We start from the raw sequence: 26,449 nt of genomic DNA, 5'->3' as shown, positions 1-26,449 counted from the left end.
ATCTACCAGGAGAAATGAAGTGATTTCAGCCGCCTATTGGCCGACAGCGACACGGCTACCTCGAACAACGTTGCCGCGACGGCGACCGGAAGATGCACAAGCAGCCGAGCTGGCGGCAGACTCTTCACCGAACCAAGCCTTCTGAAGACGATTTGCCAGGGAATAACCCACCAACCGGAGGCAAGCACGTACTCTCGAATCAGCCTATAGGCCCATTGCGGGTCGCTGGCTGTTCGCTGACGGATCAGTTCTCCTGCGCCGACCGATCCGGCCGACTTCCAGAGATCGTCGTAGAGAACCGCGTTCATGGCCGTGCCCATCATCAGCCGCCGCGAGTGTGCGTAGATGCCCCGAATCGATGTCTCCGGCTCATAGATCACCGCCGCCTCTTCGGCGCGGACAATGCGGCGTGGATTATCCGCTGAGGTGAACAGCTCCGTCCGCAGCATGGCGGCAAGGAACCCATCTTCTCCCAGCAGTCCGGCAGGCATCCAGATCTTCCGAAGAATCGCCCCGCGCACGCAGTAACATCCGCCGGCGATCCCGTTCACCGTCGCATGCGTCAGGCGACTGGCCGCCAGCGACAGCCGATCCAGCAACCCCACGCGTGGCTGAAACGCCAGGCTTTTCACCAGTTTTGCGGCAGCGGCGTGTGCCTCGGGATTGTTGCGCAGCGGATCGAGCAGAACCTGAAGCGTATTGGGGTCCGGGAACACGACATCGGCATCGATCAACAACACGAAATCGGCGGCCTGATCGGACAGCTCGTGCACGAACACGTTCCACGCATTGCTCTTGCCGGCCTGTGCCAGGACATGCACGTTCCAGGTGACCTTCCCGTTGGCGATGCGCTTTGCTTCAGTACACAACGCGCGGCGCGCCACCTCGGCGGTCGCATCCGTGCACCCGTTGGGAACACACACGACCTGCACCGCCTGGATATGAGGCGGCGTGCGCTCGATCAGGCTCTGCCGGAACAGCGACTCGATCGTGCGAGCGATGACCGTCTCTTCGTTATAGGCCAGAATTCCAATCGCGATTCTCATAGTGCGATTTGCGGGCAATCTTCAACCGCGGGGCTCTGCCGCAAGTTGGGACCAAGTGGCCGCGCCGGAACGCCGACGGCGGTGGCACCGGCGGGGATATCGGTCACGACGACCGCCCCAGCCCCGATCCTGGCCCCATCGCCAACGTAGACCGGACCAAGCACGCATGTATGGCATCCGATCATCACGTGGTCGCCAATCACCGGGCCGCCCGGTCGGCCGCCGGCGCCGATCGTGCACACCTGATGGATGGCACAGTCGGCCCCGATGCTGGCCAGGGGGAAGACCTGGATCGGCCCCACATGCGGTATCAACAGGCCCGGTCCGATGTGGGCGCGGGGATCGAGGTTGATATGCGTAATGGCCGTCAGCAACTTCTTTGCGACCGCCAGGATGATTCTCGCCGGCCACCACAACCAGCGATGGCGAGCGTGGATCGCGGCGTGCTGCATGCGGTAGATCGTCAGGACCCAGAAGCCCTCGGATCCCCAGCCGCTGTAGCCATGCTTGCGGAATCGCGCCAAGTCCGCGCGCCAGGCGCGCCATTGGCTGGTGCCGGCCCACTGCTTCACTGTCTCGCCGTCGTATTGCATAGGTTCAGCGGTCGCGTTGGGACGCGGAAGTATCGGCCGCGGCCGTGGCCGTGGGCTGCTCGATCCGCCGGGCGATTGCCTCCAGGCGTTGGCGCTGGTCATCGGAAAGTCGCTGCGGATCGGGGGCCAGCGCGTGCAGGGCCGAAAGCTGCGCCTGCGCGTCGGAAGCGGCGTTGGAATCCAGCAGCAACTCGGCCAGGCGCAGACGCCACTCAATCGACGCCGGTTCAAGCCGGACGGCGTTTCGCAGTGCCGCGACGGCGGCGGGCAGCTCGCCGCGGGCGCGGTGCACGAAGCCCAGCGTGTCGTGCGCGAACGCGGCGCGGGGGTTGGTCTTGACCGCCAACTGCGCCAACGACAGCGATTCGCTCAGCTCGCCGCGGCGGGCGAGGATCATCGCCAGGTTGTTGGCCGCGATCGCCTGCGGATCGTTCTCGCGCGCGAGCCGCCGATACAGCGGTTCGGCGGCAGCGAGATCTCCCAGCGTCTCCAGATGCAGCGCGATGGTCAGCAGGTGCTGCGGCGGGAGGTCGGGGCGAGCGGCAAGCTCGGCAAAGAGCCGCCCGGCCAGCTCGCGGTGCTGCTCGCGGGCCGGGTAGTCGGCCCGTTGCGCCACCGCGGCGTGAGTGGCGGCGACGGTCAGCGCCACCTCCAGCGAGTCGCCCGCCGACACGCCGCCCAGACGATCCAGCCACGGCTGAAGCTGCTGCGCGGGCAACTCGGCGGCGGCCAGCGGATAAAAGGCCGCGAACAGCGGAGAACCGCGATCCGCAAGCAGCGGGGCCAGTTCCCGCTCGCACTGGCTGGCTCTGCCGGCCTGACACAGCAGCAGGCCATACTGCGTCACGGCCTGTGCGGCGTCGGCGTGGCGGCGGGGATTGTCGGCAAGCAGGCGCAGGTACGGTTGAAGCAGCGCGATGGCGGCGTCGGTCTGCCCGGATTGCCGCATCGCCGCCGCCAGCGCAAGGTCCGCCTGCACCGACGCGCCGGCGCGTTTTCGCCAGGTGCGGGCCATCGCGGCTACCTGTGACCAGTCGCCCATCGCCGCGTAGGCGCGGGTGGCGAGCCTGGGCGGCTCCTCGGAGAAGGGGAAGGCCTGTGCGGCGCGGCCGGCCAGCGCGGCGGCCTGCTGCGGACGGTTGAACATCAGCAACCGATCGATGACCACGATCTGCACCGGCAGCGAGCGCGGATGCCGATCGCCCAGTTGCGTCAGATACACGATCATCCGGGCAGGGTCGCTGGCGTCGGGGGCGGTCAGTTGCGTCACGGCGTCGGCGGCGGCCGAATCGTCGGGGTTGTTCATCAGCGCAATGGCCAGCGGAAGCATCGCGTGCTCGACGGCGGCGGCAATCAGGCTCCCGCGGGACAGGATCGCCTTGAGCGACGGATCGTCAGGCAGATGCCGCAATCCCTGCTCGATCGCGCCGATCGCTTCGGCATGCTGCTGCTGAAGCAGCAGGTGCGTGGCCAGCGCACGCCAGAGCTGCGGACTCTGGGGCGACTGTGCGGCAGCGCTGCGCAGGATCTGGATGGCCGTGGGAACATCGCCGGTCTTGCTGTGGAACTGGGCGCGAAGGACGGCTTTGGTTGCGTGATCGGCCGCGGCGTTGTCGAGCCGGGCGATAACCGCCCTGGCATCGTCGGGGCGGCCCATGGCCCAGTAGATGTCCGCGGCCAGCCGGATCACCGCCGGGTCCGTGCCCGCGGTCTGGAGCAGCCTTGCGGCGATTTGCTCGGCCTGTTCAAGCTGGTTGCCGCGCAAGAGGCTCTCGGCCAGAAGGATGTCGCTTTCGCGTGATTGTCCCAGATCCTGCTGGAGCAGTTGTGCGGCGTGGTCAAGCTCGCCCTGCTGAGCCAGCAGGACCGCTGCGCGTCGGCGGTTCTGCGGGTCATCGGGCGGGGAGTTCAGGACTCGATCCAGGTGCTGGCGCGCCGAGGCATAGTCCCCGGCCTGCTGGAGCAAATGCGCGGCGTACAGCGCGATCGCGGGCGAATCCGGCGCCAGGCGGGAGGCGCGGTTGATCTGCTCGATCGCCTGCGGCAGTTGTCCCAGCCGCTGGAAACATTGGGCCAGCAGGAATCGCGGCTCGGCGGATTCGGGCCAGGCGTCGATGACGGCGGCGAGCAGGTCGGCGGCCGAGCGCGCGTCTGCCTGGCTGAACTGCCCGCCGAGAAGCCATCGCGCCCGCGGCAGCTTCCACAACGGCGAGTTTTCGCCGGCGGCCTGCCGCAGCCGTTCGATCGCCAGGTCCTGCAAGTGCCGATCACCGCTTACCGTCGGTGAGCTGAGAACGGCCCGCTGGACCGAAATACTGGTCGGATAGCGCTGGCTGAGCATCACCCACCGCTCGGTGGCCAGAGGCGAACGCATCAGGTCCAGGTATCGCGCCTCGGCCAGATCCCACTCAGCCTCATCCGAAGGCTGGCTGGTCGACCGGGTGGCTGATCCGGCGGCGGCTCTGCGCGTCTGAAGATGATTCCAGCCCGCCTGCGGCTGACCGGACTCGAACTGAAAATAAGCCTCCAGGAAGGCGGATCGAGGCGTGATGCCATGAATCTGCTGGCAGCGTTGGATGCACTGCTGCTCCAGACCCAGCCCCCAGCGATGGCTGATCTGCGCCCAATTCAGCAGCAGTGGTTCCGCGGGAGCGGCGGCGGATTGACTCTGTGTCGCGTCGAGCGCGCCGGCCAGCGCGGCGCGAGCCTGCTCGGCGCGTCCGGCCTCGGCCAATCGACGCAGGTAGACTCCCAGGCTGCTCGGTTCGCCCGGCACGGCCTGCTGGATCCGCTCCACATGCCGCAACAGCGAGCCGACGTCGTCGCGCTTGCCCGACTCGATGGCCGCGTCCCACACGTTGGCCAGCATCGACGCCACGCGAACGTTGTTGGGCGCGCGGGCCAGTGCGGCGCTGGTGGCGTTCATCGCCTGTTCAAGGTTTCCGCGCATCAACTGAACTTCGGCGACGCGCAGCAGAGGCACGATCCAGGCGGGATTGCCGCGCGCCACCTGGTCGAACTGGGCCAGGGCACGCTCATGCTCGCCCAGGCTGCTCAACGCCTCGCCCAGGCACACGGCCAGGAACGGGTTGCCCGGATCGGCATTCAGGGCGGCGGTGCAACGCTGTTTGAACGAAGCCGCATCGGCAGGATCGAGCCGTTGGCCGGCGAGGATGTCCGTGGCGGCGAGCCACGCCGACGTCAGCTCATCGGGTTGAGACCGAAGCGTCTCGGCCAGCGCTGCGGCCTCGGCCTGACGGTTCAGCTTTCGCAGCGCGACAACTTTCAGGGCGGTTTGCTCGGCCCATCGCGCGGGCGGAGCGCTGATCGGTTGCCCCAGCGCCCGCACGAAAGCATCCATGTCGCCGGACTGCCACAAAGATCGCAACCAGTGTGTCTGAAGTTCCAGATCATTGGGCGCGTTGGCGGCGGCGTTTTGCAGGACATTAAGGGCCTGCTGCGTCAGCCCCAACGCTTCCAGCCCATGCGTCAGTCGCAGGGCGATGGTTTTGTCGCAGGGCTTTTGCGAGGCCAGGTCCAGAAGCGTCGTCCGGGCCTGATCCAGTTTGCCGACGCGCAGTTGGCCAAGCCCCAGCAGGAGTTTTCCCGCCAGATCGGGCAGGCCGCGGGTGGACAGCGACGCTGCGTACTCCAGCGCGGCGGATTCAGCTTCGCCCTGAGCCAGCAATTCGATCACGAGCAGGTGTGCCTCGACGTTGTGCAGGTCGGCGTCGGCCCAGCTTCGCGCGGCCTGGGCAGCGTCCTGGCGTCGCCCCATGGCCAGCAGACACACAGCGCGCGTCCGCAGGGCATCGGCATCGGTCGGATCTTTGGCCAGCAGCTCGTCGGCGACGGCCAGCGCTTCGGGATGCATACCGGCCCGCAGGCACAGCTCCAGCAGTTCCCGGCGTTGCGGGTCGCGGGTCGGATCGATCCGCAGAATGTGGCGAAGGATCTGGATGGTCTGAGCCAGGTGCGCGTTGTCGGGCAACGGCGCGCGTCGTCGTGCGCCGGCGTAGGCGACCAACGCCTCGACGTCGGCGGGATGTCTGGCCAGGTACTTGCCCAGCAGCTCCAGCGCGGCCGAGTCGTTGCCACTGTTGGCGGCGGCAAGACCGTCCAGGCGGTATTGCGCGTAGGCCTGGCGGATCTGGTGCTTGCGGACAGCCCAGATGGCCACGAGCGTCACCGCGATGACAACAGCGGCGATACCCAGCAAGCCAAGTCGGCGTCGTGCCTTTGCGCTCAGCATGTTCGCTTCGCTCCGATCAGGATCTTGATCGTTTCCAGGATGATGGCCAGATCCAGACGCATCCCCATTCGCTCGACGTATTCGAGGTCGTATTTGATCCATTCCTGGAAGTCCAAGCCTGGGCGGCGGGTGCGCATGACCTGCCACAGGCCGGTGATGCCCGGGCGAACGCTGAGGCGAGCTTCGCGCCAGGCGGGGCAGAACTGGTTTTCGCTGCGTGGGCTGGGGCGCGGTCCGACGACGGACATCTCGCCTTTGAGCACGTTGTAGAACTGCGGCAGCTCGTCGATGTTGAGCCTGCGGATGATCCGCCCCACGCGCGTCAGACGCGGATCATCCTTGAGGTAAAACTGCGGGCCATCCGCCTGATTGGCCGAGGTCAGCTCGCGTTTGATCTTCTCGGCGTCTTTTCGCATGGAGCGGAACTTCCAGCAGCGGAACTCGCGTCCGCCAATCGTCTCGCGGAGGTGTCCGAAGAAGAACGGCCGGCCGTCTTCCAGCCAGATGCAGGCCATGACCAGCGGATACAGCGGCAGCGTCAGCAGCAGGCAGATCAGCGAAAAGACGATGTCAAACAGCCTTTTGAGCAGGCATCGCAACGGCGAGCGTCGGCGCGCCTGGTCGATGGCGCGCTGGCAGGCCAGGGCCGTGGGTTCCAGTTCGGCCCAGCGTACCTGCGGGGCGGCGGGTCTCATGTGTGGCAGGTCCCACAGCACGACCGGGCCGACCAGGACGCAACCATCCGGCACATGCCGGCCCGCGCCGATCCAGACCGGCCCGATGCATCGCAGATCTTCGCCGGGACGGGCGGTAGGATCGATCCACGCGCCGCTGCGCAGCGGCCGCGCCCGGGCAATGGTCATGTCCGGTCGCGGCCAGAACTGCGCCAGATGCTGCACGAATCTGGCCTGCTCATCCAGGTCGCGGGAATCAAACGTGCGGCAGCGGATCCGATCAACCAGACACTGATTTGGCGGGACGATCTGGCGAATGGCGTGCCAGGCCTGGCGGATGTCGCGGGCGGCCTGCCAGGTGTCGGCCACGGCCCGGTCGGCAGTCAGGACCACGCGGGCCATGCGACTGGCGGTGTGATCGTAAAGTCGCTTCAGGCCAATGAACCTGCCGGAGGCATCGGTGATGACGCGCTCGCTGCCGTGGACTGTGCGATCGTCGCGGAGTCGCACGAGCATGAGTTCAGCGCCAGCCCAGTAGAGCCGGGTGACCAGCCGCGCGGGATGGAACACCGCCAGCAGGGTCGGATCCATCAACAGGTACAGCTCGGCATGTTCAACGATGGTGCAGCGTTCGCCGCAGCGGACCACCTGCACGCCGCGCGAGGCCCAGTAGCGCGCGTGCAGCTCGACGGGCGTAAGCCCCCACAGCGTGCGCGTCTGGACCAGCTCGCGCCGGGGCGAAGGCGGCAGGTCGATCAGCCTGGTGGATGACAGGCCACTGAGGCTGGCAAGACTCGTGTCGGCAGCAATCATGGTTCAGGATTGAGCAGTTCAGTTGGCCTGATGCGCGGCGGCGCTTTTGGACGCCGCTGCGGCGATGGCCGGCGGCACCACGGCCTGAGCCACCGGGCCAAATCCGTCGCTGGTGTCGGAGATTCGGTCACTGGTCGCGCCGTTCTTGCCTGCACTGGCCGAGCCATTGCCGTTGCTCCGGGAGGATCGTTCACCGCGTTGGATGGCGGAACTGAGCAGCCGGGTGGTGGACTGAACCTCGGCATCATCCGGCCGGGCGCGATTGAAGACGATGCCGCACAGCCGCGCCTCGACGCTGCGCAGGTGCCGCAGGCTTTGCTGCACGGCGTTGGCAGACTGGCCTCGGGCAACGATCAGCACGACGGCGTCCGCCTGCGCGCTGACCACTGAGGCTTCGAGGCTTCCGGGGACCGGGCCGGTATCGATGATGACCGCGTCAAAGTGCTTGCGGACCTCGCCGAGCAGTGCAGCCAGGGCGCTGGGCGAGAGGCTGGCGGCGTCAACCGCCCGCGCGTTGCCCAGTGGAAGCAGCCAAAGCCCCGGCACCTCGGTTCGGGTCAGGCAGCGCTGAAGCGGGGCGCCCTGCAACGCTTCAACCAGCCCAGCCGGCGGCAGGGATTGAAGCCGCAGCGCCTCGTCCACCTGGGCCGCGGTTACATGGCCCAGCTCGATCAGGCGCTGACCAAGTCGCTGCGTGCGATTGGCGGAGTGGGACAACGCCGACTTCAGTTGCGCCTCGCTGATCACTCGCTGGGCCACCAGAATCCGCCCGAGCTTGCGGCGAAGCAGCGAGCGCGTGCGCCAGGTCAGCCCGCCGCCGATCAGATCGCAGTCAATCAGCAGCGTCCGGCATCCGGTGGAGGCGAACGAAAAGCCCAGCCCCAGTGACAGGCTGGTCTTGCCCGCGCCGGCCAGTGGGCTGGTGATGGCGAACACCGGCGCTTGCCCGCCTGGCAGTCGGGTCCGCAACTGGAGCATGGTTCGGATGTGATGCACGGCGTGGGAGACCAGCGCCGTCTGCTGCGGATCGGTCACGTCCGGCAGTTGCGGCAGCAGGCCGAGGATCTGGTCGGTGTTCAACCGCAGGCGAAGCTCTTCGGCGTGTCGCAGTCGGTGATCGACCAGGCCATGAATCAGGACGATCATGAACGCCAGTGCCGCGCCTCCCATCGCGCCGAGCGAGCTTCGCCGCTTGCGAGGATCCACATAGGGTTCCAGAGGTCTTTGGGCATCGCCCAGGACGCTGATTCGGCCGCCGACACGCGACTCGATGTTCAGTTGATCGATGCGTTCCCGTGTCTGGCTCAATTGTCGCTGGATGGCTTCGATTTCTTCCTTGAGCACGGCGACCTGGGCGCAGGCGGCGCTGAGCTCGAGCATCTGTTTTCTGGACTGCTCGAGCATTTTGCCGACCTCGTCGAGCTGCACCCGCAGGATGCGCGGGTCCAGCGGCGCGCCGGACAGCGCGCGGGCGCCGGCCAGGCCAGCCTGCGGCAGCGCCCGCAGGGCGTCGATCCGCTCGGTGATCCTGGTGTTCAGCCGCCCCAGCTCCGCCATCGCCGCCGCCACCTCCTTGTGCTCGGGCAGCAGGTTCTGGCTGCGCAGGGCTGTCAGTTTCGCGTCGAGCTGGTCGCGGGCACGGATCAGCTCGGCCAGGATCGGATCCGTCACCGACAGTTGCTCGACGGCCAACGGCTCGGCGGCCTGAGTTTGCCCCGCGACCGCCAGGGTCATATCGAGCTGGAGATCAGCCATCGCCGCCTGGAGCTTGAGCACCTGATCGAACTTGGCCTGATACAGGGCATCGACGTTTTGTGTTCCGTATGCATCGGTGATGGCGGCAATCTGTTGCCGCTTGCTGCGCAGGTCGTTGTTCAAGGTGGTTTCGTGTTGCTGCAAGACGGCCAGGCGCTGCTTATCGGTCTCCGAATCGCTCTCCAGGTATAAGGCCCGGAAGGTATCGACGATCGCCTGTGCCGCCAGCATCGCGCAGCGTGGATCCGGGTCGTCGGCGTAGACCATGACCAGCTCGTTGTTGCGTCTGACCTCGATGTTTTGCGCCAGCCGGACCACTGCGCCATCGAGCTGTTTGCCATCCGGGCCGCCATGAGTGCGCCGCCAGTGTTCATTTGCGGCCAGGCGATCCACGGCGCCTTCGAGCACGCGCTGGCTCTGGAGCAAGGCAATCTGGGTTCCGACGAAGCTTTCAAACTGTGGCAGCGCGCCCTTCTCCTCGTCCCTGTAGAGCACGCGTGGCAGGACGGGCACCACGCGCAGCGGGACGCCGCTGCGGTACACCGGTCTGCTGAGAAACCACCCCGCCGCCGCTGCCGTACCGCCCAGCAGCAGACTCAGCACCAGCAGCCACCACAACCGCCCCCGCAGGATCGCGCGCACAAGCTGCCAGGAGCGCTCCTGCGAACCCTGCGAAGGGTCGCGCGGCGCAGGCATTGCGTCGGCGGCAAACTCAGTTTCTGTCGGCAGCGTCGCGGCGACGTTTACGGCTGGTACGTTAGGATTCATGATCGATTCTGATCCAAGGGTAAAGGTCGATCGCCTGCAGAGACGGCGCTGGCGGTCTGACGCGGGGACTGCACCGCCTGACTGTTCAGGACCGCTTCGATCAACTGGCGATGAGCGAGCAGCAGCGAGACGAAGATCTCATCGCGGACGTGTTGGGGGGTAGAGGCGTCCACAATGACCTGGATTTGCGTGGCACCCCAGTGCCTGCGGGTCAGCGGCAGCGCCACCTGCCGCAGCACTTCCATATCAGGCACAAAACCCGCATGCGGGACGATCATCGTGTTCATGACGATGATGGGGTGGCGGCCTCGAAACGGCTGGGTGGTCATTTCGTATTCCACCCCGGGCACGGTCCATGAACCGACCTGCCAGCTTCGCGCCCTCTGCGATGACAGCACCCACCCGGAATTCACGTAGCAGATCGGCGGATAATGCCCAACCAGGTCGCGCGCATCGCCGCAGTTGACGAACAGCCAGCCTGCACGGCGACCGGCCTGATCGGTATACTCACGGCTGATCAGCACGTTGGGTCGCAGGAGGCTGACCGCCGCGGGCGGGACCGGGGATTCGGCGCCAATCCAACCACCGAGCCCGGGCGGGAGCTGCGCCGCCGCCGCGCGGATTTGCTGCAGGTACGGCTGCGCGTCCGCCGGGCTCGGTGTCGCGATCCGCTGCACCGCCACGCCCGCCAGCAGAACCAACGCGAGCGTCACGGCCGGGATCCGAGTCGCTGCCGAGGGGTGTTCGGCGCGACGTTGGAGGGGGATTGAATTGGGTCCCGTGCTCATCATCATCATGGTGTCGTGCGCGAATCAGGGAATGATCGAGGCTGGCCGGATCAGGCCGACGTGGCCAGCGAGTAATGCATCACCGGCAGCATCGCCCACTTCAGCACCTTGACGATTCCACCCAGAATCAGGAATCCCACGACAACCATGGCCCAGCCGCTGATGTCGTGGAATCTTCCGGCCGCCTCGGCGCTGAGGTGTCCGTACAGCCAGACCGTGGGGACCAGGCGAATCACATTGCAACACACGGCGGTGATGGGACAGGCGGCCAGCACCAGCAGCCGCACGTATGGCCGCAACGGCGTGATGAACGCAAACAGATACGACACCAGAAACAAAGCAAAGACCATCCGCATGCCGTTGCATGCTTCGGCGACGGTCACTTCCCTGCCGTTGACCACCAGCCCATTGCCCCAGCGATCGACCTGAAGGCCGATGATCTCGGCGACCGACTGTGTCGCGTGGGCGGTCATCGTCTGCAATGGCTGAGAGATCGACTGTCGAAGCATTCCCGGCACCGGCACGAGGAAGACCAGCACGACAAACGCTGGCCACGCTCGCCGCAGCACCTCCGCGCCCAGAACTGAAATCGCCGCGCCTACTGCCATCACCACCGCCCCGCCGTGCCAGAAGCACTGAATGTCCTGGTGGTAACCGACCGTCCAGAGGAACCAGCCAATCGCGATCAGCACCGCCCCGAGCATGTGTCCCCGAGGCTGGCATCGCAGCAGCGCCTCGCGGCGCATCCAGGCGATCCACGCCGCGGCGATGGGCACCAGAAAGATGTGGCTGGCCTCCTCGTCGCGGATCGCGATCAGGATCAGGTCCTGCCAGGCGCCGGAGGTGACCGCGACGGCGATGGCCAGCATCGCAACGGCGGCCAGCACGTCCGTGGCGCGCCACCTTTGGATGGTTTGGGATGTGCGTCGCATCAGTCGAACTGAATAAAAATGCGGGGTTGTGCCCTCATCGGTCAGCTCACCAGCGCATCCTGAACGATGGTGCCGGTGGAAACGGCCGCGCCGGGACAGACGACAGAACGAATGACCGCCGAGCGGCGTGCCACTTTCGCGCCGGCCAGAATCACCGAGTCGTGCACGATCGCCGATGGATCGATGCAGGCGCCTTTTTCGATCAGGGCGAATCTGGCCCGCCACGGCTCACCGGACGCATCGTCGCCGTTGTGCTCTGTCGGATCAGGCGGCGATTCGGGATCCATTGCCCGGCATGCCTGCTCCGCCGCCACCGCGCGCAGGTATTGCTCGCGTGATCGGATGGGCAATCCGCAATGTCGGGGCATTCGTGCCACGCCGACGCTGTAGCCCTGTTGCGACAATGTCGCAAGCACCTGTTCCTTAAAGTCGCAGTAGCCGATGCAGGGAACCTTGCGCAGCACGTCGCAATTGACGAGCATGGCGCCATCCACCACGCCGGCTTCATCGGTCGCGAGTCTTACCTCGCCAGCAACGCCGCTCAGATGCGTGTGAATTCGTTCCAGTGGGACTGACAGCCGCTGGGCTGCATTGAGCACCAGGAACCATCCCCTGAAATCACACGCTTCGGCCAGGTCGCGAAGCAGCCCGCCGGTCCCGCGATAGGGCTTGGGATCACGTTCAAGAATCAGACTCGGACCACAGTTCGGCGGCATCATTGCGTCGTTCTGGTTGTGCTGCGGACTGTTTGAATCCAAGAGCAGGCGGACGGGCACATGTGGATGGCGTCGGCGGAACTCCGCGGCGCGATGGATCCACTGCTGAAGCACCGTCGTGTGCTGGGAGAGCGGCAACTGGAGCACCGGCCGTTTCACTGCCGCCAGCAGCCCCGCTGGCCGCACCGAGCCTGCGAGTATGATCACGGCAGTCAGCGAAATCGGTTCAGCGATTGATGCGGTGGCACGAGCGGACGGCTCGCGGCGAGCGTGGCTGACGCGCGGCGATGGCGGCGCGGCTTCGGCTGCCGGACAGGAAGCGGGCGCGCTCATTGCACGAGCAGGCACTGCCCGCGGCGCAAAGTGCTCAGCCCGGCCAAGCGGGATGGCCCAGTCTCTACGATGCACAGCAGTTGAGTGGATTGCCCCACCCTGAACAGAATGTGCCGGCTATGGGCGGGCTCCGCCCATAACCCCCGGAGCTGATCTCCCCTCCAGGCAGTTCAACGGAAACCCCAGTTGCGGATGTGCACAGCGTTGACGCATTCGGATCATCCCCCGCGCGTCATCGCTCACGGCACCCCGGACGCTGCGTGCGTCCACCGTCATAATAGATAGCCGACCACCGCCACCACTTTCAAGAAAAATCCGACTCGAAAAAGCAAACAATCTGCGCCAGCATTGGTGATACGCGCCGCATGGCAGCTCAATTCCCCTCCGCAAGTCGCGCGATCTCCAAAACTTCTGAGGGGTCCAGATGTCCCAGGTCTGATTCGGCGACGATCCAGTATCCCTCGCCGCTGGAAATGAAGCCCGCGTCATGCAGCCACTGGAGGACTTGCTCATCGCCCAGCGGTCTGCCTTCCTCGCGCGACAGATGTGCCTTGAGCCTGGCCAGGTCGATCTTGACACGCACTCGGGACGGCATCAGGAGCCTCAACATGGACACCATCCCCCGCTCGTTGAGAAATTAAACGCAGAAAAGCCGGCGCCCAGCGCAAAGGTCATCACTTTTGCGTGTAGTAAGAACCGGGAGCCGCGGTGATGGCGATGGGCCGGGCTACTGGTCCAGAGCCTACGCCCGGGCGACTCGTGTGTCAAAAACTGTTTCAGGCTGTTCACGCGGTTCGTACTTCGTGCTGCAGTATTTTTTCTTTGACATGCTCATCGGCTTTGTTGAATAATGCAGGGCTGCTCGTGTGCTTGGCCCCTTCGGGGGTGTTCACGGGGGGCTGAGACGTGGGGAATCGCCTGCATTTGACGGTTCCGATGTGGTCTGGAGTCTCGATGGGGTGACGTTGACCCATTGACCGCACAGGATCTCGATGGGGAATTGCTCGCGGGCGGCGGCGTCTGTTGCCTGGGGTGAGCCGCTCGGACATCCGCTCTCGGGTAGACACACATCCATCTTGTGCGGGGGCCTTTCTCAATAAGGAGTGGGTACATGCTGGCACAGGGCGATCGGATTATTTCAGCCCCGACGCCTGCGTTCGCCATCGTGCCGGGATTGCCGTCGGCCGATTGCGGAGACTGGTTTGTCCTCCGCACCCGCAGCCGACAGGAAAAGATCCTGGCTAACGGATTGCGCGCACGGGGGATCGGTTACTTTCTGCCGCTGGTGCGCACGCGGCGGTTTTACTGCAATCAGCAATTCGACGTGGAGGTTCCGCTTTTTCCGGGATATCTGTTTCTCCGCGGATCGCTCGACGACGCCTACTGGGCAGATCGAACCAAGCGCGTGGCTCAGATCATTCCCGTCGTCGATCAGGCGCGCCTCGATCAGGAGTTGCAAAGCCTGGCGCGGGTACTGGCTTCGGAAAGGCCGCTGGATCCGTACCCGTACCTGGTCAAAGGTCAGGCCGTGGAGATCCGCTGCGGCCCGCTGCGAGGGGTGCGGGGGATCATCGAAGATCGCAGCAAGCCGCACCGCCTGATCCTTCAGGTGTCGGCGCTGGGGCAGGCCGTCAGCCTCGAAGTGGACGCGGCGATCGTCGATCTGATCGATTAGGCATGGACCGCGCGGCAGGCTTCATGCAGCACAGCAATCGCCACGAGGGTGATTTACAGGCTGCTTTCGTGTTGTCGCCACCGTGCTGGTGCGCCAGGTGTCCGCCAGCGGCGCATTTGACACCAACTCTCGCGCGCATAGACTGCCGCCACGGCGAGAGTTCTTCGCCGGTGCGGCAGGCGCTGTCTGTCGCTGTCCCGCATCCGCACATGATGCCGCGTCGTGCTGACGCGATCATGAGGCGCTCAAACTCAGGAATCCAGGAACACCACCATGAGCATCAACATCGAGTTCATCCAGGGCCGACAGATTCTCGATTCGCGTGGCAATCCGACCGTCGAAGTGGACGTGATCCTCGAAGACGGCACCGTCGGACGTGCCGCGGTTCCCAGCGGCGCTTCCACCGGCGAGCACGAGGCGGTCGAACTGCGCGACGGCGACAAGAAGCAGTACCTGGGCAAGTCCGTGACCAAGGCCGTCGATAACGTCAACACCAAGATCGCGCCCGAACTCATCGGTCTGGACCCACGCGATCAGGAAGCCATCGACAACCTGATGATCGAGCTCGACGGCACGCCCAACAAGTCGAAGCTGGGCGCCAATGCGATCCTGGGCGTGTCGCTGGCGGTCGCCAAGGCCGCCGCCGAGGCCTGCTCGCTGCCCCTGTACCGGTACCTCGGCGGGCCGGGCGCCAAGACCCTGCCCGTGCCGATGATGAACATCCTCAACGGCGGCAAGCACGCCGACAACAACGTCGATTTCCAGGAGTTCATGATCCAGCCCTGGGGCTTCGACAGCTTCAGCGCCGCCCTGCGCGCCGGGGTGGAGATCTATCACGCGCTCAAGAAGGTCCTGCACGAAAACAAGATGAGCACCGCGGTCGGCGACGAAGGAGGTTTTGCGCCGAACCTGAAGGACAACGAGGACGCGCTGAAGGTCATCATGGAGGCGATCGACAAAGCCGGCTATAAGGCCGGAAAGCAGGTCTTCATCGCTTTGGACCCGGCCACCAGCGAAATGTGGGACAAGGAGAAAAAGGGCTACCGGTTCTTCAAGTCCAATCCCGACCGGGTTCTCAAGGCCGAGGAGCTGATCGACTACTGGGCCAGGTGGTGCGAGAAGTATCCCATCCGCAGCATCGAGGACGGCTGCGCGGAAAACGACTGGGACGGCTGGAAGAAGCTGACCGAACGGCTGGGAGGCAAAATCCAGCTCGTCGGCGACGATGTGTTCGTCACCAACGTCAAATTCCTTGAAAAGGGGATCAAGACCGGCGTCGCCAACGCGATCCTGGTGAAGGTGAACCAGATCGGCACGCTCAGCGAAACGCTGGGCGCGGTGAATCTGGCGATGCGCAACGGCTACGGCGTGGTGATCAGCCATCGCAGTGGCGAAACCGAGGACGCCACCATCGCTGATATCGCCGTGGCCACCAATTGCGGGCAGATCAAGACCGGCGCCCCGGCGCGCAGCGACCGGGTCGCCAAGTACAACCAGCTTCTGCGGATCGAGGAACAACTCGGCGATCAGGCGCAGTACGGCGGGAAGTTCTGGAACAAGTAGTCACCCAGGGAAGCTGTGGTCGCAGGGCCGGCACGGAGCCGCCTTTGAGCCGGCGTGGGAATTCGGCGCGCACAGAATGCCCGTCCGTAATGCGAATGGCTGCCGCAGAGCACGCGTTTATTGGGGATGATCGTATTTGCGCGCCTCGCCGGTAGTGAACGGATCGTACAGCAGTTGGATTCGGGGAACGTTGGCGTAGTCCAACTCGATCTGCCCCCGCTGAGGCGTGGGACGGGCCTCCAGCACCGGGCGAAGCACCGCGTGCATCTGCTCCAGGAAACACTTCACGTCCAGCCCCATGAAGACCGGCGGCACGCGCCGGAATTTACTGCGGTAGCTGTCGAACAGGCTCAATACGCCGCGGGGATTGGACCGGCGATAGTGTTCCAGCGCCACGGCACATTGAATCAGGCCCTGATAGAACTCGTGTTTAATCCCGCGCGCTTCGTGCCAGATGTCTTCCCAGACTTCGTGGGCTTCGAAGAACTCGTGGGCATTGAACAGCTCGATGCCGTCGAAGTAGAGCTTGCGTTCCAGTTCAGGCTCCATGGTGGGCTGGACGCCGCGATCGTGTGCCTGCGGTCATCCTTTTCGTTTCTCCGCTCCGTAAAGGTCCAGATAGAAATACAGCAGGTCCTTTCCGCTGACGCTCCTGGCGCGGTCGAGTCGGAAGTGAAACTTTTCGAATAGTTTGATGGCCGATTCTCGCTCGATGAACGTGTCCAGCGTGACCTTGAGATAATGCTGTTCCTGGCAGAAGCGCAGGGCGGTTTCGAGCAGCCGGGTGCCGATCTCGCGGCGGTGGCGAAGGTCCTCGCGGACCCGCAGGCGACGAATCTCCGCCTTGCCCTGCTCGTGGTGCTGCACGCCGATCATTCCGACGACCTGCCCCTGCTGATCCACCGCCACCCAGAAGTGGTTGCCGGGGCTGCGCAAGTACGCCGCCTCGATGTCGTCGATGTCCGCGCCGGTGTCGTTCTCGGCGAGTTTGCCGCCCAGAAGTCCCTCGGAATAAAGCTTCCTGCACGCCGGCCCGTCGGATCGCCGAAAGCTGCGTATGGTGACGGAGTTGTCGCCGGGCTCTTCCATGGCCATGGGTATCTTATCACTGTGAATGGCAAGGATGAAGGCAGACAGTAGAAGGCGGAAGAGGGCGTCGTCGCTCACCCGTCAATTGGCCTTGTTTGCGGGGCATGCGTGGGGGTCACAGCCTCGCAGAGGAGAGGAACCCGCCTGTCACGCGATCACGGGCAGAAACTCGACCTCATCCCGATCCGTGTCGAGGATCGCCACAGTCTTCTCGGCGGCGCGGTGCAGCGCGCCCGGGTTGATGATATGGACTCGACCCTGGCGTCGATCGGACCGCACGTGTGAATGGCCCATGAGCAGATAGTCGTGCTGTTGACGCTCCAAAACCTGGCGAATCAGCCGGGGATCATCACCGTGAGTAATGGCGAAGTGCTTGCCGTCGAGTTCAAGCTGGCCGAGAGGCTCGGCAAGCACGCGAACGCCGAGCTGTTCGGCGTAGCGGGTCAGCCGCCGACGGTCCCAGTCGGTGTTGCCCCAGACCAGCGCCGCGGGAAGCCCGACGAACTGATCGATGATCCGCTCGGATCCCACGTCGCCACAGTGAATATAGAAATCGGGGTTGCGCTGGCGCAGCAGCTCCAAGGCCGCGACGGTGGCGGGCAGGCGGTCGTGCGTGTCGCTGAGGATGGCGATCAACATGGGCTTGGCGGGATATGATGCACGCGCGACCGGCAGAAGACAAACTACTCTTGTGTTTAATTGTATAATTATAGTTGCAGTTCTGCGGCGGCATTCGGATAATGCGGCGATTCAGTTCGTGCGGCGAATCGTTCCATAGCACTTCGCACATTCCGGAGTCGTCCGATGCATTCCCTCAATGGCCCGCAAACTCGCCCTCTCGTGTGCGCTCGAAGTGCAGGCATCGGCGCGTTCACGCTGGTCGAGCTGCTGGTGGTGATCGGGATCGTCGCGGTCCTGATCGGCATCCTCTTGCCGACACTGAGCAAGGCGCGCGAGGCCGCGGCGCGCACCGCCTGTGCCAGCAACCTTCGCCAGCTCGGAACCGCCATCGTCGAATACTCCCTGAAAAACAAGCGCGGCTACGTGCCCGTCGGGTACATCAATGGGCAAAAGATGTGGAACTACCTGGCCAACTACAGCCGCAGCAGCGGCTCGGTGGTGATCCTGCTGGGATTGCTGCATGAGGCGAATCTGGTCAAGCCGCCGCAGACTTTCTTCTGCCCCGCCGAGCGGCACGACCAGTGGATTTTCCAGCCCGAGAACAACCCCTGGCCGTTTGTCGTCGGCGCCAGCAGCGGCACGCGAGATACCCGGCTGGGCTACGGCACCCGGCCGATCGTCAACTGGATCCCTCAGCCCAGCATTCCCCCCGGCTATCGGATCGAGGATGTCACAGGCAAGCCTGCCGAGATGCCCAAGCTGGCGAAGATCAAGAGCCTGGCGCTGGTGGCGGACATCACGATCAACCCGGCCAGCATCAGGACTCGCCACAAGACCGGCGTGAATGTGATGTACGGCCACGGCGGGGTGAAATGGGTGAATCTGAGCGATTTTCCCAAGGAGTTTCTGGCACTTCGCGAGGGTCCGACGGATCTGGCGGCGTTCAACACGGGGTACAACAACATCATGCTGCTGGATGTGGTGGTACAGACCGGCCGGCCTGTCGTGCCGGCGCGCGGCGTGTGGGGGGCGTTCGACAGGCTGTGAGTGGCGCTCAAATCACGACCAGACCGACAGGGAGAAAAGACCATGGCACATCGACGAACCAGCGGTGGGCGGCATCGTGCGCGGACGACGGGACTGGCCAGGTCTGTAGCGGCGGCGGGCGCGATGATCATCGTGGCGCCGGCGATCGGATCGGCGCAGACCGTGCTCTTTTCCGACGACTTTGACGCCGGCACCTCCGCGTCGCGCTACGATGTCTACTCCGTCGACAACCAGACCACCCCGCCAACGTTCGGCATGGGCACGGCGGCGGGCGATGTGGCGCACGACTTCGCGTTTAATTACGGCACGTATACCTACCGCTACACCGACGCCTTCGGCAGCGCCGTCACCGCGACCATCCCCCCGGCGCCGCGATCGACCGGCGGAAGCACCATCGGACTGCGGCTGGATGTGAACAACTCCTCTGGCGGAACTGCGATCATCAACCTGTATCCCAAGCTGGCCCAGTACGCTGGCGGCGTGTTGCCTTCGGGAGATCAGAAGCTGAGCTTCGACCTGTGGATGAACTACAACGGAGGCTTCGAAGGTGGCGGAGGATCCACCGAGTGGTTCGTCGCCGGAATCAACCAGGAAGGCGGTGGAATCGGCGGGCCGGTCGTCGGACCCGGACCCTTCCCCACTAAACGCGGTTATGCGATGGCGGTCAACGGCGAGCGCGGCAACGGCGCCGACTACCGCGTCTACCGCAACAACACCCGCTACAGCGGCACGACCCCGCCGCTGACCATCGACGAGGCCGGCTACGTCGCCCAGGTCGATGGAACCTTCGGCCGCGATAACGGCCGAAACGTCTACTACCAGACGCTGTTTCCGTTCAATGACGGCGCCGGCTGGGAGACGCCCGGCAGCATCGGCAAACACTGGGTCACCGTCGAGATCAGCTACGTCGATGGGATCGTTTATTATCGCATCAACGGCGCGCTGATCGCGGCCCGTTCCGACAACACCGTCTCCTCGGGACATCTGTTGCTGGGATACGATGATTTCAACAACACGACCGCGGCTCTGGATGACGTCACCGGCGTCGATGCCAACTTCGGCGTCTTCGACAATGTCGTGCTGGAGCAGGTCACACAGGTTCGGCCAACGTGGAACCTCAGCGGCAGCGGCAACTGGGCGGCGGCGGAGCCGGGCAACTGGACGGTCGGCGTGCCCGATGGCATCGAAGCCACCGCGGATTTCGGCGCCTCCATCACCGCCCCCAGCACCATCAACATCGAGCCCGGCGGCAAGACCGTCCGCTCCATCGTCTTCGACAACGCCAACCGCTACACCCTGGCCGGCGGGACGATCAGCTTCAACTCGCTGACCAGCGGCATCCACGGCTCGATCGTCGTGCGAAGCGGCAGCCACAGCATCAACGCACCGATCGTGCTCAGCCGCCCGTTCACCGCAGACGTCGTGCAGGCCAGCAGCGCGCTGACTCTGAGCGGGGAGCTGACAACGAACAACTTCCCGATCTTCAAGCAAGGCAGCGGCATGCTGGAAGTGGCCAACGTTCGCACGACGGCTTCGCTGACGATCCATGGCGGATCGGTGCGGGTGGCGGACAACGGTGGCAACGCGGGCGTCAGCGACGTCGGTACGCTCACGATCGCCGGCGCAAACGCCGCCTGGACCGCCAGGCTCGACCTGAACGACAACGACCTGGTTGTGCGAACCGGGTCGCTGGCCACGATCACCAACCAGCTCAAGACAGCGCTCGAAAACGGCGGCGCGTTCGACTGGGGCGGAAATGGGATCGGCTCGACCAAAGCGATGCAGCAGAATACGACGGCGGGCAGCTTCCTGTACGGACTGGGCGTCGTGCTGAACGATCTGGCTCAGGTCGGCGGCAGCGGGCCGATCTACAGCGACTTCGGCGGCCGAACGCTCAGCGGCAACGAGATTCTGGTGAAGTTCACCTACTTCGGCGACGCCGATCTTTCCGGCAGCATCGATGCCACCGACTACAGCCTGATCGACAATGGGTATGTGAACGCCCTGACCGGCTGGATCAATGGAGACTTTGACTATTCCGGCAACATCGACGCGACAGACTATGCGTTGATTGATAATGCGTACGTCAATCAGGCTGGTCCGCTGGCTGACGCACTCATTGCGGAGCACGCTCGAATGTTCGGTGGTGAATACCTGGCGGCGCTTCGGGCGATTCAGTCGGGGGTGATTCCCGAGCCGGCGGCGGCAGGAGTGGTCGCGTGGGCGGGATGGTCCTTGCGACGAGGCCGCCGCCCCGCCACCCGTCGGACACAAGACGACCACAGGAACTTCAGAAGACCGCGGATACTTTTGTTTGTTTGAGCATAATTTACTTGCCTCGGCGGGGGCCAAGTTATATAAGTTGACGCTGGCCAATCGCAGGTCTAACGCGTGCAAGTCCGGTTCTCGAACCCCAGCATCGCGGTGGCGCCAGTCGCCCATTTCCCGCGCCAAGGCGTCGAGAACGAAAGGAGAGGCTTTGGCATGCATCGTCGCGCTCGTCCAGGTCTTCGAGCGTTTTCCCTGGTCGAACTGCTCGTGGTCATCGGCATCATCGCAGTCCTGATCGGCATTCTCCTGCCCACGCTCAGCAAGACGCGCGAGCTGGCCCGGCGAACACAGTGCCTCAGCAACATCCGCGAGCTGAGCAACGCCCTGCGCATCTACGCCGCCCGATACAGGGACGCGATCCCCATCGGGTACATGGACCAGAATAACTTCAACTACTTCGTCAACTGGAACAACAACAATGGCACGAAGGTGTCGATGCTCGGGCTGCTGGCCATCGACCGCCTCACGCCCAACCCCAAGGCGTTTTACTGTCCCTCGATGGACGACCCGATGTTCAGCTTCGACACGCCGCAGAACCCCTGGCCGCCGTTCGACAAGTGGCCGGACCATCCGCGGTTCAAGACCAAGGGGCTGGGACATACCCGTATCAGCTACATGACCCGCCCGATCGCCAACTGGCCGGCGGGGAACTTCGACGAGGGCTACAGCGAGCAGTACGTGACGGCGGGCAACTCCCACATTGCCAACTGGATCCCCTACCTGGGGACCAACTGGACAGCCAACAGCACACATCTGAGCAAGCTGGTGTTCGCGATGCCCCGCCTCTCGAAGCTGAAGAACAAGGCGATGCTCAGCGACTTGCTGACCAGCAGCGAGTTTGTCCGCCGCACGCACAAGACCGGCGTGAACGTCCTGTACGCCAACGGCTCGGCGCAGTGGGTGGACCTGACCCGCTGGGTAACCAAACCGATCCCCGCGGCGCCGGCGTGGACGGAGCAGGACGTGTGGCGTCGATGGCGCTCGATCCAGGAAGATGGCGCCTTCGGCAGCCCTACGCCGTACAATGACTATTTCCTTTGCGAAGAAGACTATTTCGGGGGATCGACCACCGGAACGATCCCGCGCGACAAGTTACCACTGGGTGTGTGGGTGAATCTGGACCGGCTTGCCGGCAGCAGCGTCAAGTAGCTTCGTCCATCTACCGGACAGAGGGAGATCATCTCATGGATCGTCGCATCAAATCCGCAGCGGCGTGCGCCGCTTCCGTTGTGCTCGTGGGTCTGACCTGTGGTCAACGTGCATCGGCGGCGCCGTACGCGTCGATGGTCAGCGAATCGGGCGGGAACATCACGTTCACGCTGAACGAGGCGGCCGATGACGTGGTCATCTTCCGCGACGGAACCCCGACGTCGCTGGGAGCGCTGGGCGTAGGCTCGCACACCGTGCCGCGCAGCGGCGCCGGCACCTACAGCATCCGCGTCACCAGGACCGCCGCCGCCGGGTTCTTCAATCAGAGCGGCAATACCAGCGGCATCACCGGCCTGTCGGACGGCACGCCGACCGCCCCGGCGCTTCAGATCAGCGATGACAACAACGTCCGCAACTCGTTCCATGCGGTGCGCGGCGTGGCGGTCAACCGCAATCCCGCCAACGGCGCCAGCTTCGGATGGGTGTATGTCTCCAATGCCAACACGAATACGACCGGCGGATTCCCCACGCCGGTGCGAAGCGTCTCCGACGGCATCTACGTCAACGGCGCCGATGGCTCGGATCCGCTCAGCCAGGGCGACACGGCGCTGAACCCCGGGCTGAACTTTGCCGCCAGCGAATCCCCCTATCGTATCGCCCTGGACAAAGACGGCTTTCTGTACATCGCCGACTGGTCCGACACCAGCGGCACAGTCTACCGCACCAACAACACGGTGACGGTCGGCTCGCAGTTGCTGGCTGGCTCGGGCGGGGCAGCGCCGTTTGCGCCCAGCGCCGCCCAGAACCACGGCTCGGTCGCTGCCGTTTACGTCGAGGGCACCAGCGCCGCGGGAAACCTGACGCTGTTCACCATCGACGAGGACATGACTCCCGATCCGGTCACGCCCACGCAGCGAAACGGGCTGTGGCGATATGACATCGGCGCCGGCACGACCACCAACAACACCACCATTCCCACTTTGCTCAATGGCAGCTACGGACAGATCGATTTTGTCTCGCAGACCATGAGCATGACGCGCGGCCCCGACGGCAAGTTCTACATCACCGACTTCCGCTTCGACGGCAACGAGAGCGGGCTGTTCGTGCTCTCGCCAACGGGCGCCAGCCTCTACCGCTCGCGCACCGACGCGATCCAGCGGAACTTCGACGAGGATCCGGCGCTGACCGGCACTCAGGACCCGTTCCGCACGATGCGTGACGTGGCGGTGTCCCCGGATGGGCAATGGATCGCCACGCTTCGCGGCGACGGCACGGTCTTTATCGTGCCGCTGATCGACGGCATCCCCGACATGCCCAACCGCACGTATGTGCCCACGTTCGATCCGATCAACTTCGGCCGCGACCTGGATTTCGACGCCGCCGGGAACCTTTACGTCGTCAGTTCCGGCAATCAGGCGCTGCGCGTGTTCTCCCCGGGCAAGGTCTCGATGACCACGTACAACTCCGACGGCACCTTCGAGGTCCATAACGAGCCGGAGTGGTTCGCCAGCGGCGGCGGAAACGTCTCGAGCGGCGGCAACTGGATGCTCGGATACGTTCCCAACGGCGTCAGCGAGATCGCGAAGTTCGGGCGGATGATCACGTCGGCGGCGACGATCACCATCGACTCGCCGATCACCCTGGGCATGCTCAAGCTCGACAATCCCGCGTACAGCTACACCATCGCCGGATCCAGCACGATCACGATGGACGCCTTTGGCGAGCCGCGGATCACCGCCATCAGCGGCAACCACACGATCACGGCGCCGCTGCTGGCCAACAAGAACATCCAGCTTTCCGCCGCCGCCGGAGCCACGCTGACGGTGAACAACCTTTCGTTGTCGGGCGCGACGCTGTCGATCGCCACCGGCGGATCGGGCACGGTGATCGTGCCCAACTTCCGGGCGGGCGGCGGGCTGGCGGTGCGCTACGGCACGGCGCGCGTGGCGCCGGGCACAACGCCCAACTCCGCCTCGGGCGCCAGCGTCGTCGGCAAGCTGGCGGTCATCGGCGGAGGCAGGCTCGACCTGACCAACAACAGCCTGATCATCAGCGTCGGTGACGCGACCATCACCAGCTCGGTGACAGGGCTTATCAAGACGGGTCTGGAAAACGGCGGCGCGTTCGACTGGGGCGGGCCGGGCATCGGCTCCTCCGAAGCCGCCGCGCGAAATACCACCGCCGGCAGCTTCCTGTACGGACTGGGCGTGGTCCTGAACGACCTGGCCCAGGTCGGTGGATCGGGACCGATTTATACCGATTTCGCCGGACAGACCCTGATCGGCAACGAAGTGTTGGTCAAGTTCACGTACTTCGGCGACGCCGATTTGTCCGGTGGCATCGACGCGACAGATTACTCGCTGATCGACAACGGGTACGTCAACACGTTGAGCGGCTGGATCAACGGAGATTTCGACTACTCCGGCACGATCGACGCGACGGACTATGCCCTGATCGATAATGCGTACGTCAACCAGGCTGGTCCGCTCGCTGAAGCACTCATTGCCGAGCACAGCCGGATGTTTGGCGGCGAGTACCTTGCGGCATTGCGGGCGATTCAGTCGGGCGTGATTCCCGAGCCTGCCTCGCTGTCGCTGCTGGCGCTGGGTGCGGTGCTGAGCCGGCGGCCGCGCCGCGGCACGGCGTGCAGGAGCTGAGCTTCAGGGTATAGTCGGCGAAGCATGTTCGCTGCTGGCGGCAGGCAATCAGCGGCGAACATGCTCGCCGGCCCCACCGGGCGTTTGTTGAACCTCAAACAGGAGCGCGGCATCCATTCATCGTGTGTGGTTCATGACTTTCAGGCATTAAGCTGGGTAAATACGGTTCGTAACGCATGTGCCGGTGCCGTAGAATATGCTTGACAACCTGGGCGCGGCGACTATGTTAAAAGGGTTAAACAAAAAGCCTGCGCCCGGTAAACTGGAACATGGCTCTCATCTCTGGAGCTATTCGTTGGTAAATGGATTCATCCTTTCGAGGTGCTGCTGTGGGCAGAAGAACATTCCCCTCGCGTTTGCACCGTAAGGCGGCATTCACGCTGGTCGAGTTGCTGGTGGTCATCGGGATCATCGCGATCCTGGTGGCGATTCTCCTCCCCACGATCGCCGCCGCCCGCCGACAGGCCAACACCGTCGCCTGCGCCGCAACGCTGCGGGCGTTGGGCCAGGCCATGGCGGGATACGTGTCGCAGTATCAGTCCTACCCTTGGTCTGCTTACTACTCGCTGTCGGATCTCGGCGGCGGGCCGAGCGGCGAGGTTGGTGATGGAAGCGACTCGGATGCCGACAGGATCACGTACGTCTGGTGGAGTGTCTTGCGCGGATACATGCGAGGCAAGGGCGCACCGATAAACAACGTTATCACCGCCTCTAATGGGATGAAGATCACCCGCTTCATGGAAGCCTTCTCCTGCCCCGCCGCCAACGATCGCTACGCCGGTTGCGACTTCGTCTCCAACGCCGCGATCATGCCCTGGCAGTACGACGAGGTAATCAGCACCAACTCCAGACACAACAGGAATTGGCCGATCACCAAGCCCGCGAAACCGAGTGGGGTATACCCCGACAACATCATTCTCTTTGACGCCTGCGAGCTTGGGAATGTCGATCCGCCTTATTCCAGGCAGTACATCACGTGCTTTGATCTGGATGAGCCCGTCGGATCCGGCTTTCCGAAATATCTCGCCAACCCGAAGCGACCGATGTTCCGCTACCGGGGTGTTCTGACGGGCTCGGATGCCACTAATCCCAAAACGGGTGATGGATTTCCGATCTATCCCGGACCCAACAACGACAGCGGACAGACGGGCGCTCGAGGGGCCATCCGGTGGCGCCACGGAAAGAACGACGCCGCTAACTTCCTCTTCGCCGACGGAAGCGTAAGGACCCTGGGTATTACGAAAAACTATGGCACGCCCTCCGTGAGCGGCGAGGTCTTACGCAAATACTTCCGTCCCAAGCCGCCCCGCGGGTACTCCATGAGCAACGGATGAGCAGGCGTTTGGTCTGCACGGCGGTGCCGGGTCGGCTCGCCGTGTTGCAGTTCGCTGTGGTGTACTGCGACACAGTGTGGCACGCCAGGCCCGCGCCGCAGAGGGTGTAGCGGAGATAAGCTGTTCGCTTTTTTTGGATGGGAGGAAGTCGGCACCTCCTCCGGAATGCGTGCGGGGCCGCAGTGGGTGGTTGTTGGGCGGCTCGGCGCTTGGTGGGTTCGATGTTTCGCAGTGCTCATTTCATCAGCCGGATTCCGTGGGGCTGCGCGCGTGCCCATCGTGACGGCATGCGGCGCAGCGCCTTCACCGCGAG

Annotated in this window: 19 protein-coding genes; 7 read left to right on the top strand and 12 right to left on the bottom strand. The window is 64.4% G+C overall.

The features are described 5' to 3' along the window. Positions 1 to 2: 2 nt before the first annotated feature. The 9 genes from ACQS5P_RS17045 to ACQS5P_RS17005 form a co-directional block, all read right to left on the bottom strand. On the bottom strand, positions 3 to 1,046 hold the full coding sequence (locus tag ACQS5P_RS17045; RefSeq protein ID WP_428937822.1) for a glycosyltransferase family 2 protein: 1,044 nt from the start codon (positions 1,044 to 1,046) through the stop codon (positions 3 to 5). Continuing rightward, a complete protein-coding gene (locus ACQS5P_RS17040) occupies positions 1,043 to 1,639 on the bottom strand; it encodes a serine O-acetyltransferase (protein WP_428937821.1) in 597 nt (198 codons plus the stop codon). Before ACQS5P_RS17040 ends, ACQS5P_RS17045 begins: the two co-directional genes overlap by 4 nt. A 4-nt stretch (positions 1,640 to 1,643) precedes the next feature. Next, complete coding sequence (locus tag ACQS5P_RS17035; RefSeq protein WP_428937820.1) at positions 1,644 to 5,891, bottom strand: tetratricopeptide repeat protein; 4,248 nt, start codon at positions 5,889 to 5,891, stop codon at positions 1,644 to 1,646. Next, positions 5,885 to 7,378, bottom strand: coding sequence for a sugar transferase (locus ACQS5P_RS17030; RefSeq protein ID WP_428937819.1), 1,494 nt, complete (start codon positions 7,376 to 7,378; stop codon positions 5,885 to 5,887). Before ACQS5P_RS17030 ends, ACQS5P_RS17035 begins: the two co-directional genes overlap by 7 nt. A gap of 18 nt (positions 7,379 to 7,396) precedes the next feature. Continuing rightward, entirely contained in the window at positions 7,397 to 9,901 is a 2,505-nt protein-coding gene (locus ACQS5P_RS17025; protein WP_428937818.1) for a polysaccharide biosynthesis tyrosine autokinase, read from the bottom strand. Next, positions 9,898 to 10,614 (bottom strand): exosortase-associated EpsI family protein, encoded by a 717-nt coding sequence (locus ACQS5P_RS17020; RefSeq protein ID WP_428937817.1) that lies wholly within the window; start codon positions 10,612 to 10,614, stop codon positions 9,898 to 9,900. Before ACQS5P_RS17020 ends, ACQS5P_RS17025 begins: the two co-directional genes overlap by 4 nt. 125 nt (positions 10,615 to 10,739) lie before the next feature. Then, positions 10,740 to 11,621 carry an exosortase/archaeosortase family protein gene (locus tag ACQS5P_RS17015; RefSeq protein ID WP_428937816.1) on the bottom strand — a complete coding sequence of 294 codons (882 nt, stop codon included), beginning with the start codon at positions 11,619 to 11,621 and terminating at the stop codon, positions 10,740 to 10,742. Between the two features lie 41 nt (positions 11,622 to 11,662). Continuing rightward, a complete protein-coding gene (locus ACQS5P_RS17010; protein ID WP_428937815.1) occupies positions 11,663 to 12,544 on the bottom strand; it encodes a hypothetical protein in 882 nt (293 codons plus the stop codon). A 499-nt stretch (positions 12,545 to 13,043) separates the two neighbouring features. Further along, positions 13,044 to 13,265, bottom strand: a complete 222-nt coding sequence (locus tag ACQS5P_RS17005) for a hypothetical protein (RefSeq protein ID WP_428937814.1) — start codon at positions 13,263 to 13,265, stop codon at positions 13,044 to 13,046. 516 nt (positions 13,266 to 13,781) lie between these two features. Here ACQS5P_RS17005 and nusG point away from each other — a divergent pair. Next, complete coding sequence (gene nusG, locus ACQS5P_RS17000) at positions 13,782 to 14,345, top strand: transcription termination/antitermination protein NusG (RefSeq protein ID WP_428937813.1); 564 nt, start codon at positions 13,782 to 13,784, stop codon at positions 14,343 to 14,345. 273 nt (positions 14,346 to 14,618) lie between these two features. Next, positions 14,619 to 15,908 carry a phosphopyruvate hydratase gene (gene eno / locus ACQS5P_RS16995; protein ID WP_428937812.1) on the top strand — a complete coding sequence of 430 codons (1,290 nt, stop codon included), beginning with the start codon at positions 14,619 to 14,621 and terminating at the stop codon, positions 15,906 to 15,908. Between the two features lie 117 nt (positions 15,909 to 16,025). Here eno and ACQS5P_RS16990 read toward each other — a convergent pair whose 3' ends face one another. From ACQS5P_RS16990 to ACQS5P_RS16980, 3 genes are all read right to left on the bottom strand, one after another. Next, positions 16,026 to 16,457 (bottom strand): DUF309 domain-containing protein, encoded by a 432-nt coding sequence (locus tag ACQS5P_RS16990; RefSeq protein WP_428937811.1) that lies wholly within the window; start codon positions 16,455 to 16,457, stop codon positions 16,026 to 16,028. 33 nt (positions 16,458 to 16,490) lie between these two features. Then, positions 16,491 to 17,003, bottom strand: a complete 513-nt coding sequence (locus tag ACQS5P_RS16985) for a GNAT family N-acetyltransferase (protein WP_428937810.1) — start codon at positions 17,001 to 17,003, stop codon at positions 16,491 to 16,493. A 141-nt stretch (positions 17,004 to 17,144) separates the two neighbouring features. After that, complete coding sequence (locus ACQS5P_RS16980; protein WP_428937809.1) at positions 17,145 to 17,636, bottom strand: metallophosphoesterase family protein; 492 nt, start codon at positions 17,634 to 17,636, stop codon at positions 17,145 to 17,147. Positions 17,637 to 17,837: 201 nt separating this feature from the next. Here ACQS5P_RS16980 and ACQS5P_RS16975 point away from each other — a divergent pair, with 201 nt between their 5' ends. The 5 genes from ACQS5P_RS16975 (at position 17,838) to ACQS5P_RS16955 (ending at position 26,136) form a co-directional block, all read left to right on the top strand. Continuing rightward, the gene (locus tag ACQS5P_RS16975; RefSeq protein WP_428937808.1) at positions 17,838 to 18,665 is read left to right on the top strand and encodes a DUF1559 domain-containing protein; all 828 of its coding nucleotides are present in this window, start codon (positions 17,838 to 17,840) and stop codon (positions 18,663 to 18,665) included. Between the two features lie 42 nt (positions 18,666 to 18,707). Next, positions 18,708 to 20,987: a hypothetical protein gene (locus ACQS5P_RS16970; protein ID WP_428937807.1), complete on the top strand. Its 2,280-nt coding sequence runs from the start codon at positions 18,708 to 18,710 to the stop codon at positions 20,985 to 20,987. A gap of 162 nt (positions 20,988 to 21,149) precedes the next feature. After that, a complete protein-coding gene (locus ACQS5P_RS16965) occupies positions 21,150 to 22,145 on the top strand; it encodes a type II secretion system protein (RefSeq protein ID WP_428937806.1) in 996 nt (331 codons plus the stop codon). A 35-nt stretch (positions 22,146 to 22,180) separates the two neighbouring features. Beyond that, positions 22,181 to 24,802 (top strand): hypothetical protein, encoded by a 2,622-nt coding sequence (locus ACQS5P_RS16960; protein ID WP_428937805.1) that lies wholly within the window; start codon positions 22,181 to 22,183, stop codon positions 24,800 to 24,802. Between the two features lie 329 nt (positions 24,803 to 25,131). Continuing rightward, positions 25,132 to 26,136, top strand: coding sequence for a type II secretion system protein (locus ACQS5P_RS16955; protein ID WP_428937804.1), 1,005 nt, complete (start codon positions 25,132 to 25,134; stop codon positions 26,134 to 26,136). Positions 26,137 to 26,449 lie beyond the last annotated feature (313 nt).

Source organism: Fontivita pretiosa (assembly GCF_050410795.1).
Lineage (GTDB): Bacteria > Planctomycetota > Phycisphaerae > Tepidisphaerales > Tepidisphaeraceae > Fontivita > Fontivita pretiosa.
This window is presented reverse-complemented; position numbering and strand designations above follow the sequence as displayed.

Excerpts from the sequence above, each read along its gene's own strand:
- ACQS5P_RS16965 (WP_428937806.1), top strand. The coding sequence starts at position 21,150 with ATGCATCGTCGCGCTCGTCCAGGTCTTCGAGCGTTTTCCCTGGTCGAA.
- ACQS5P_RS17030 (WP_428937819.1), bottom strand. The coding sequence starts at position 7,378 with ATGATTGCTGCCGACACGAGTCTTGCCAGCCTCAGTGGCCTGTCATCC.
- ACQS5P_RS16990 (WP_428937811.1), bottom strand. The coding sequence starts at position 16,457 with ATGGAGCCTGAACTGGAACGCAAGCTCTACTTCGACGGCATCGAGCTG.
- ACQS5P_RS17025 (WP_428937818.1), bottom strand. The coding sequence starts at position 9,901 with ATGAATCCTAACGTACCAGCCGTAAACGTCGCCGCGACGCTGCCGACA.
- nusG (WP_428937813.1), top strand. The coding sequence starts at position 13,782 with ATGCTGGCACAGGGCGATCGGATTATTTCAGCCCCGACGCCTGCGTTC.
- ACQS5P_RS16980 (WP_428937809.1), bottom strand. The coding sequence starts at position 17,636 with ATGTTGATCGCCATCCTCAGCGACACGCACGACCGCCTGCCCGCCACC.
- ACQS5P_RS16960 (WP_428937805.1), top strand. The coding sequence starts at position 22,181 with ATGGATCGTCGCATCAAATCCGCAGCGGCGTGCGCCGCTTCCGTTGTG.
- ACQS5P_RS17040 (WP_428937821.1), bottom strand. The coding sequence starts at position 1,639 with ATGCAATACGACGGCGAGACAGTGAAGCAGTGGGCCGGCACCAGCCAA.
- ACQS5P_RS17015 (WP_428937816.1), bottom strand. The coding sequence starts at position 11,621 with ATGCGACGCACATCCCAAACCATCCAAAGGTGGCGCGCCACGGACGTG.
- ACQS5P_RS17045 (WP_428937822.1), bottom strand. The coding sequence starts at position 1,046 with ATGAGAATCGCGATTGGAATTCTGGCCTATAACGAAGAGACGGTCATC.
- ACQS5P_RS17005 (WP_428937814.1), bottom strand. The coding sequence starts at position 13,265 with ATGCCGTCCCGAGTGCGTGTCAAGATCGACCTGGCCAGGCTCAAGGCA.
- ACQS5P_RS16970 (WP_428937807.1), top strand. The coding sequence starts at position 18,708 with ATGGCACATCGACGAACCAGCGGTGGGCGGCATCGTGCGCGGACGACG.
- eno (WP_428937812.1), top strand. The coding sequence starts at position 14,619 with ATGAGCATCAACATCGAGTTCATCCAGGGCCGACAGATTCTCGATTCG.
- ACQS5P_RS17035 (WP_428937820.1), bottom strand. The coding sequence starts at position 5,891 with ATGCTGAGCGCAAAGGCACGACGCCGACTTGGCTTGCTGGGTATCGCC.
- ACQS5P_RS16985 (WP_428937810.1), bottom strand. The coding sequence starts at position 17,003 with ATGGCCATGGAAGAGCCCGGCGACAACTCCGTCACCATACGCAGCTTT.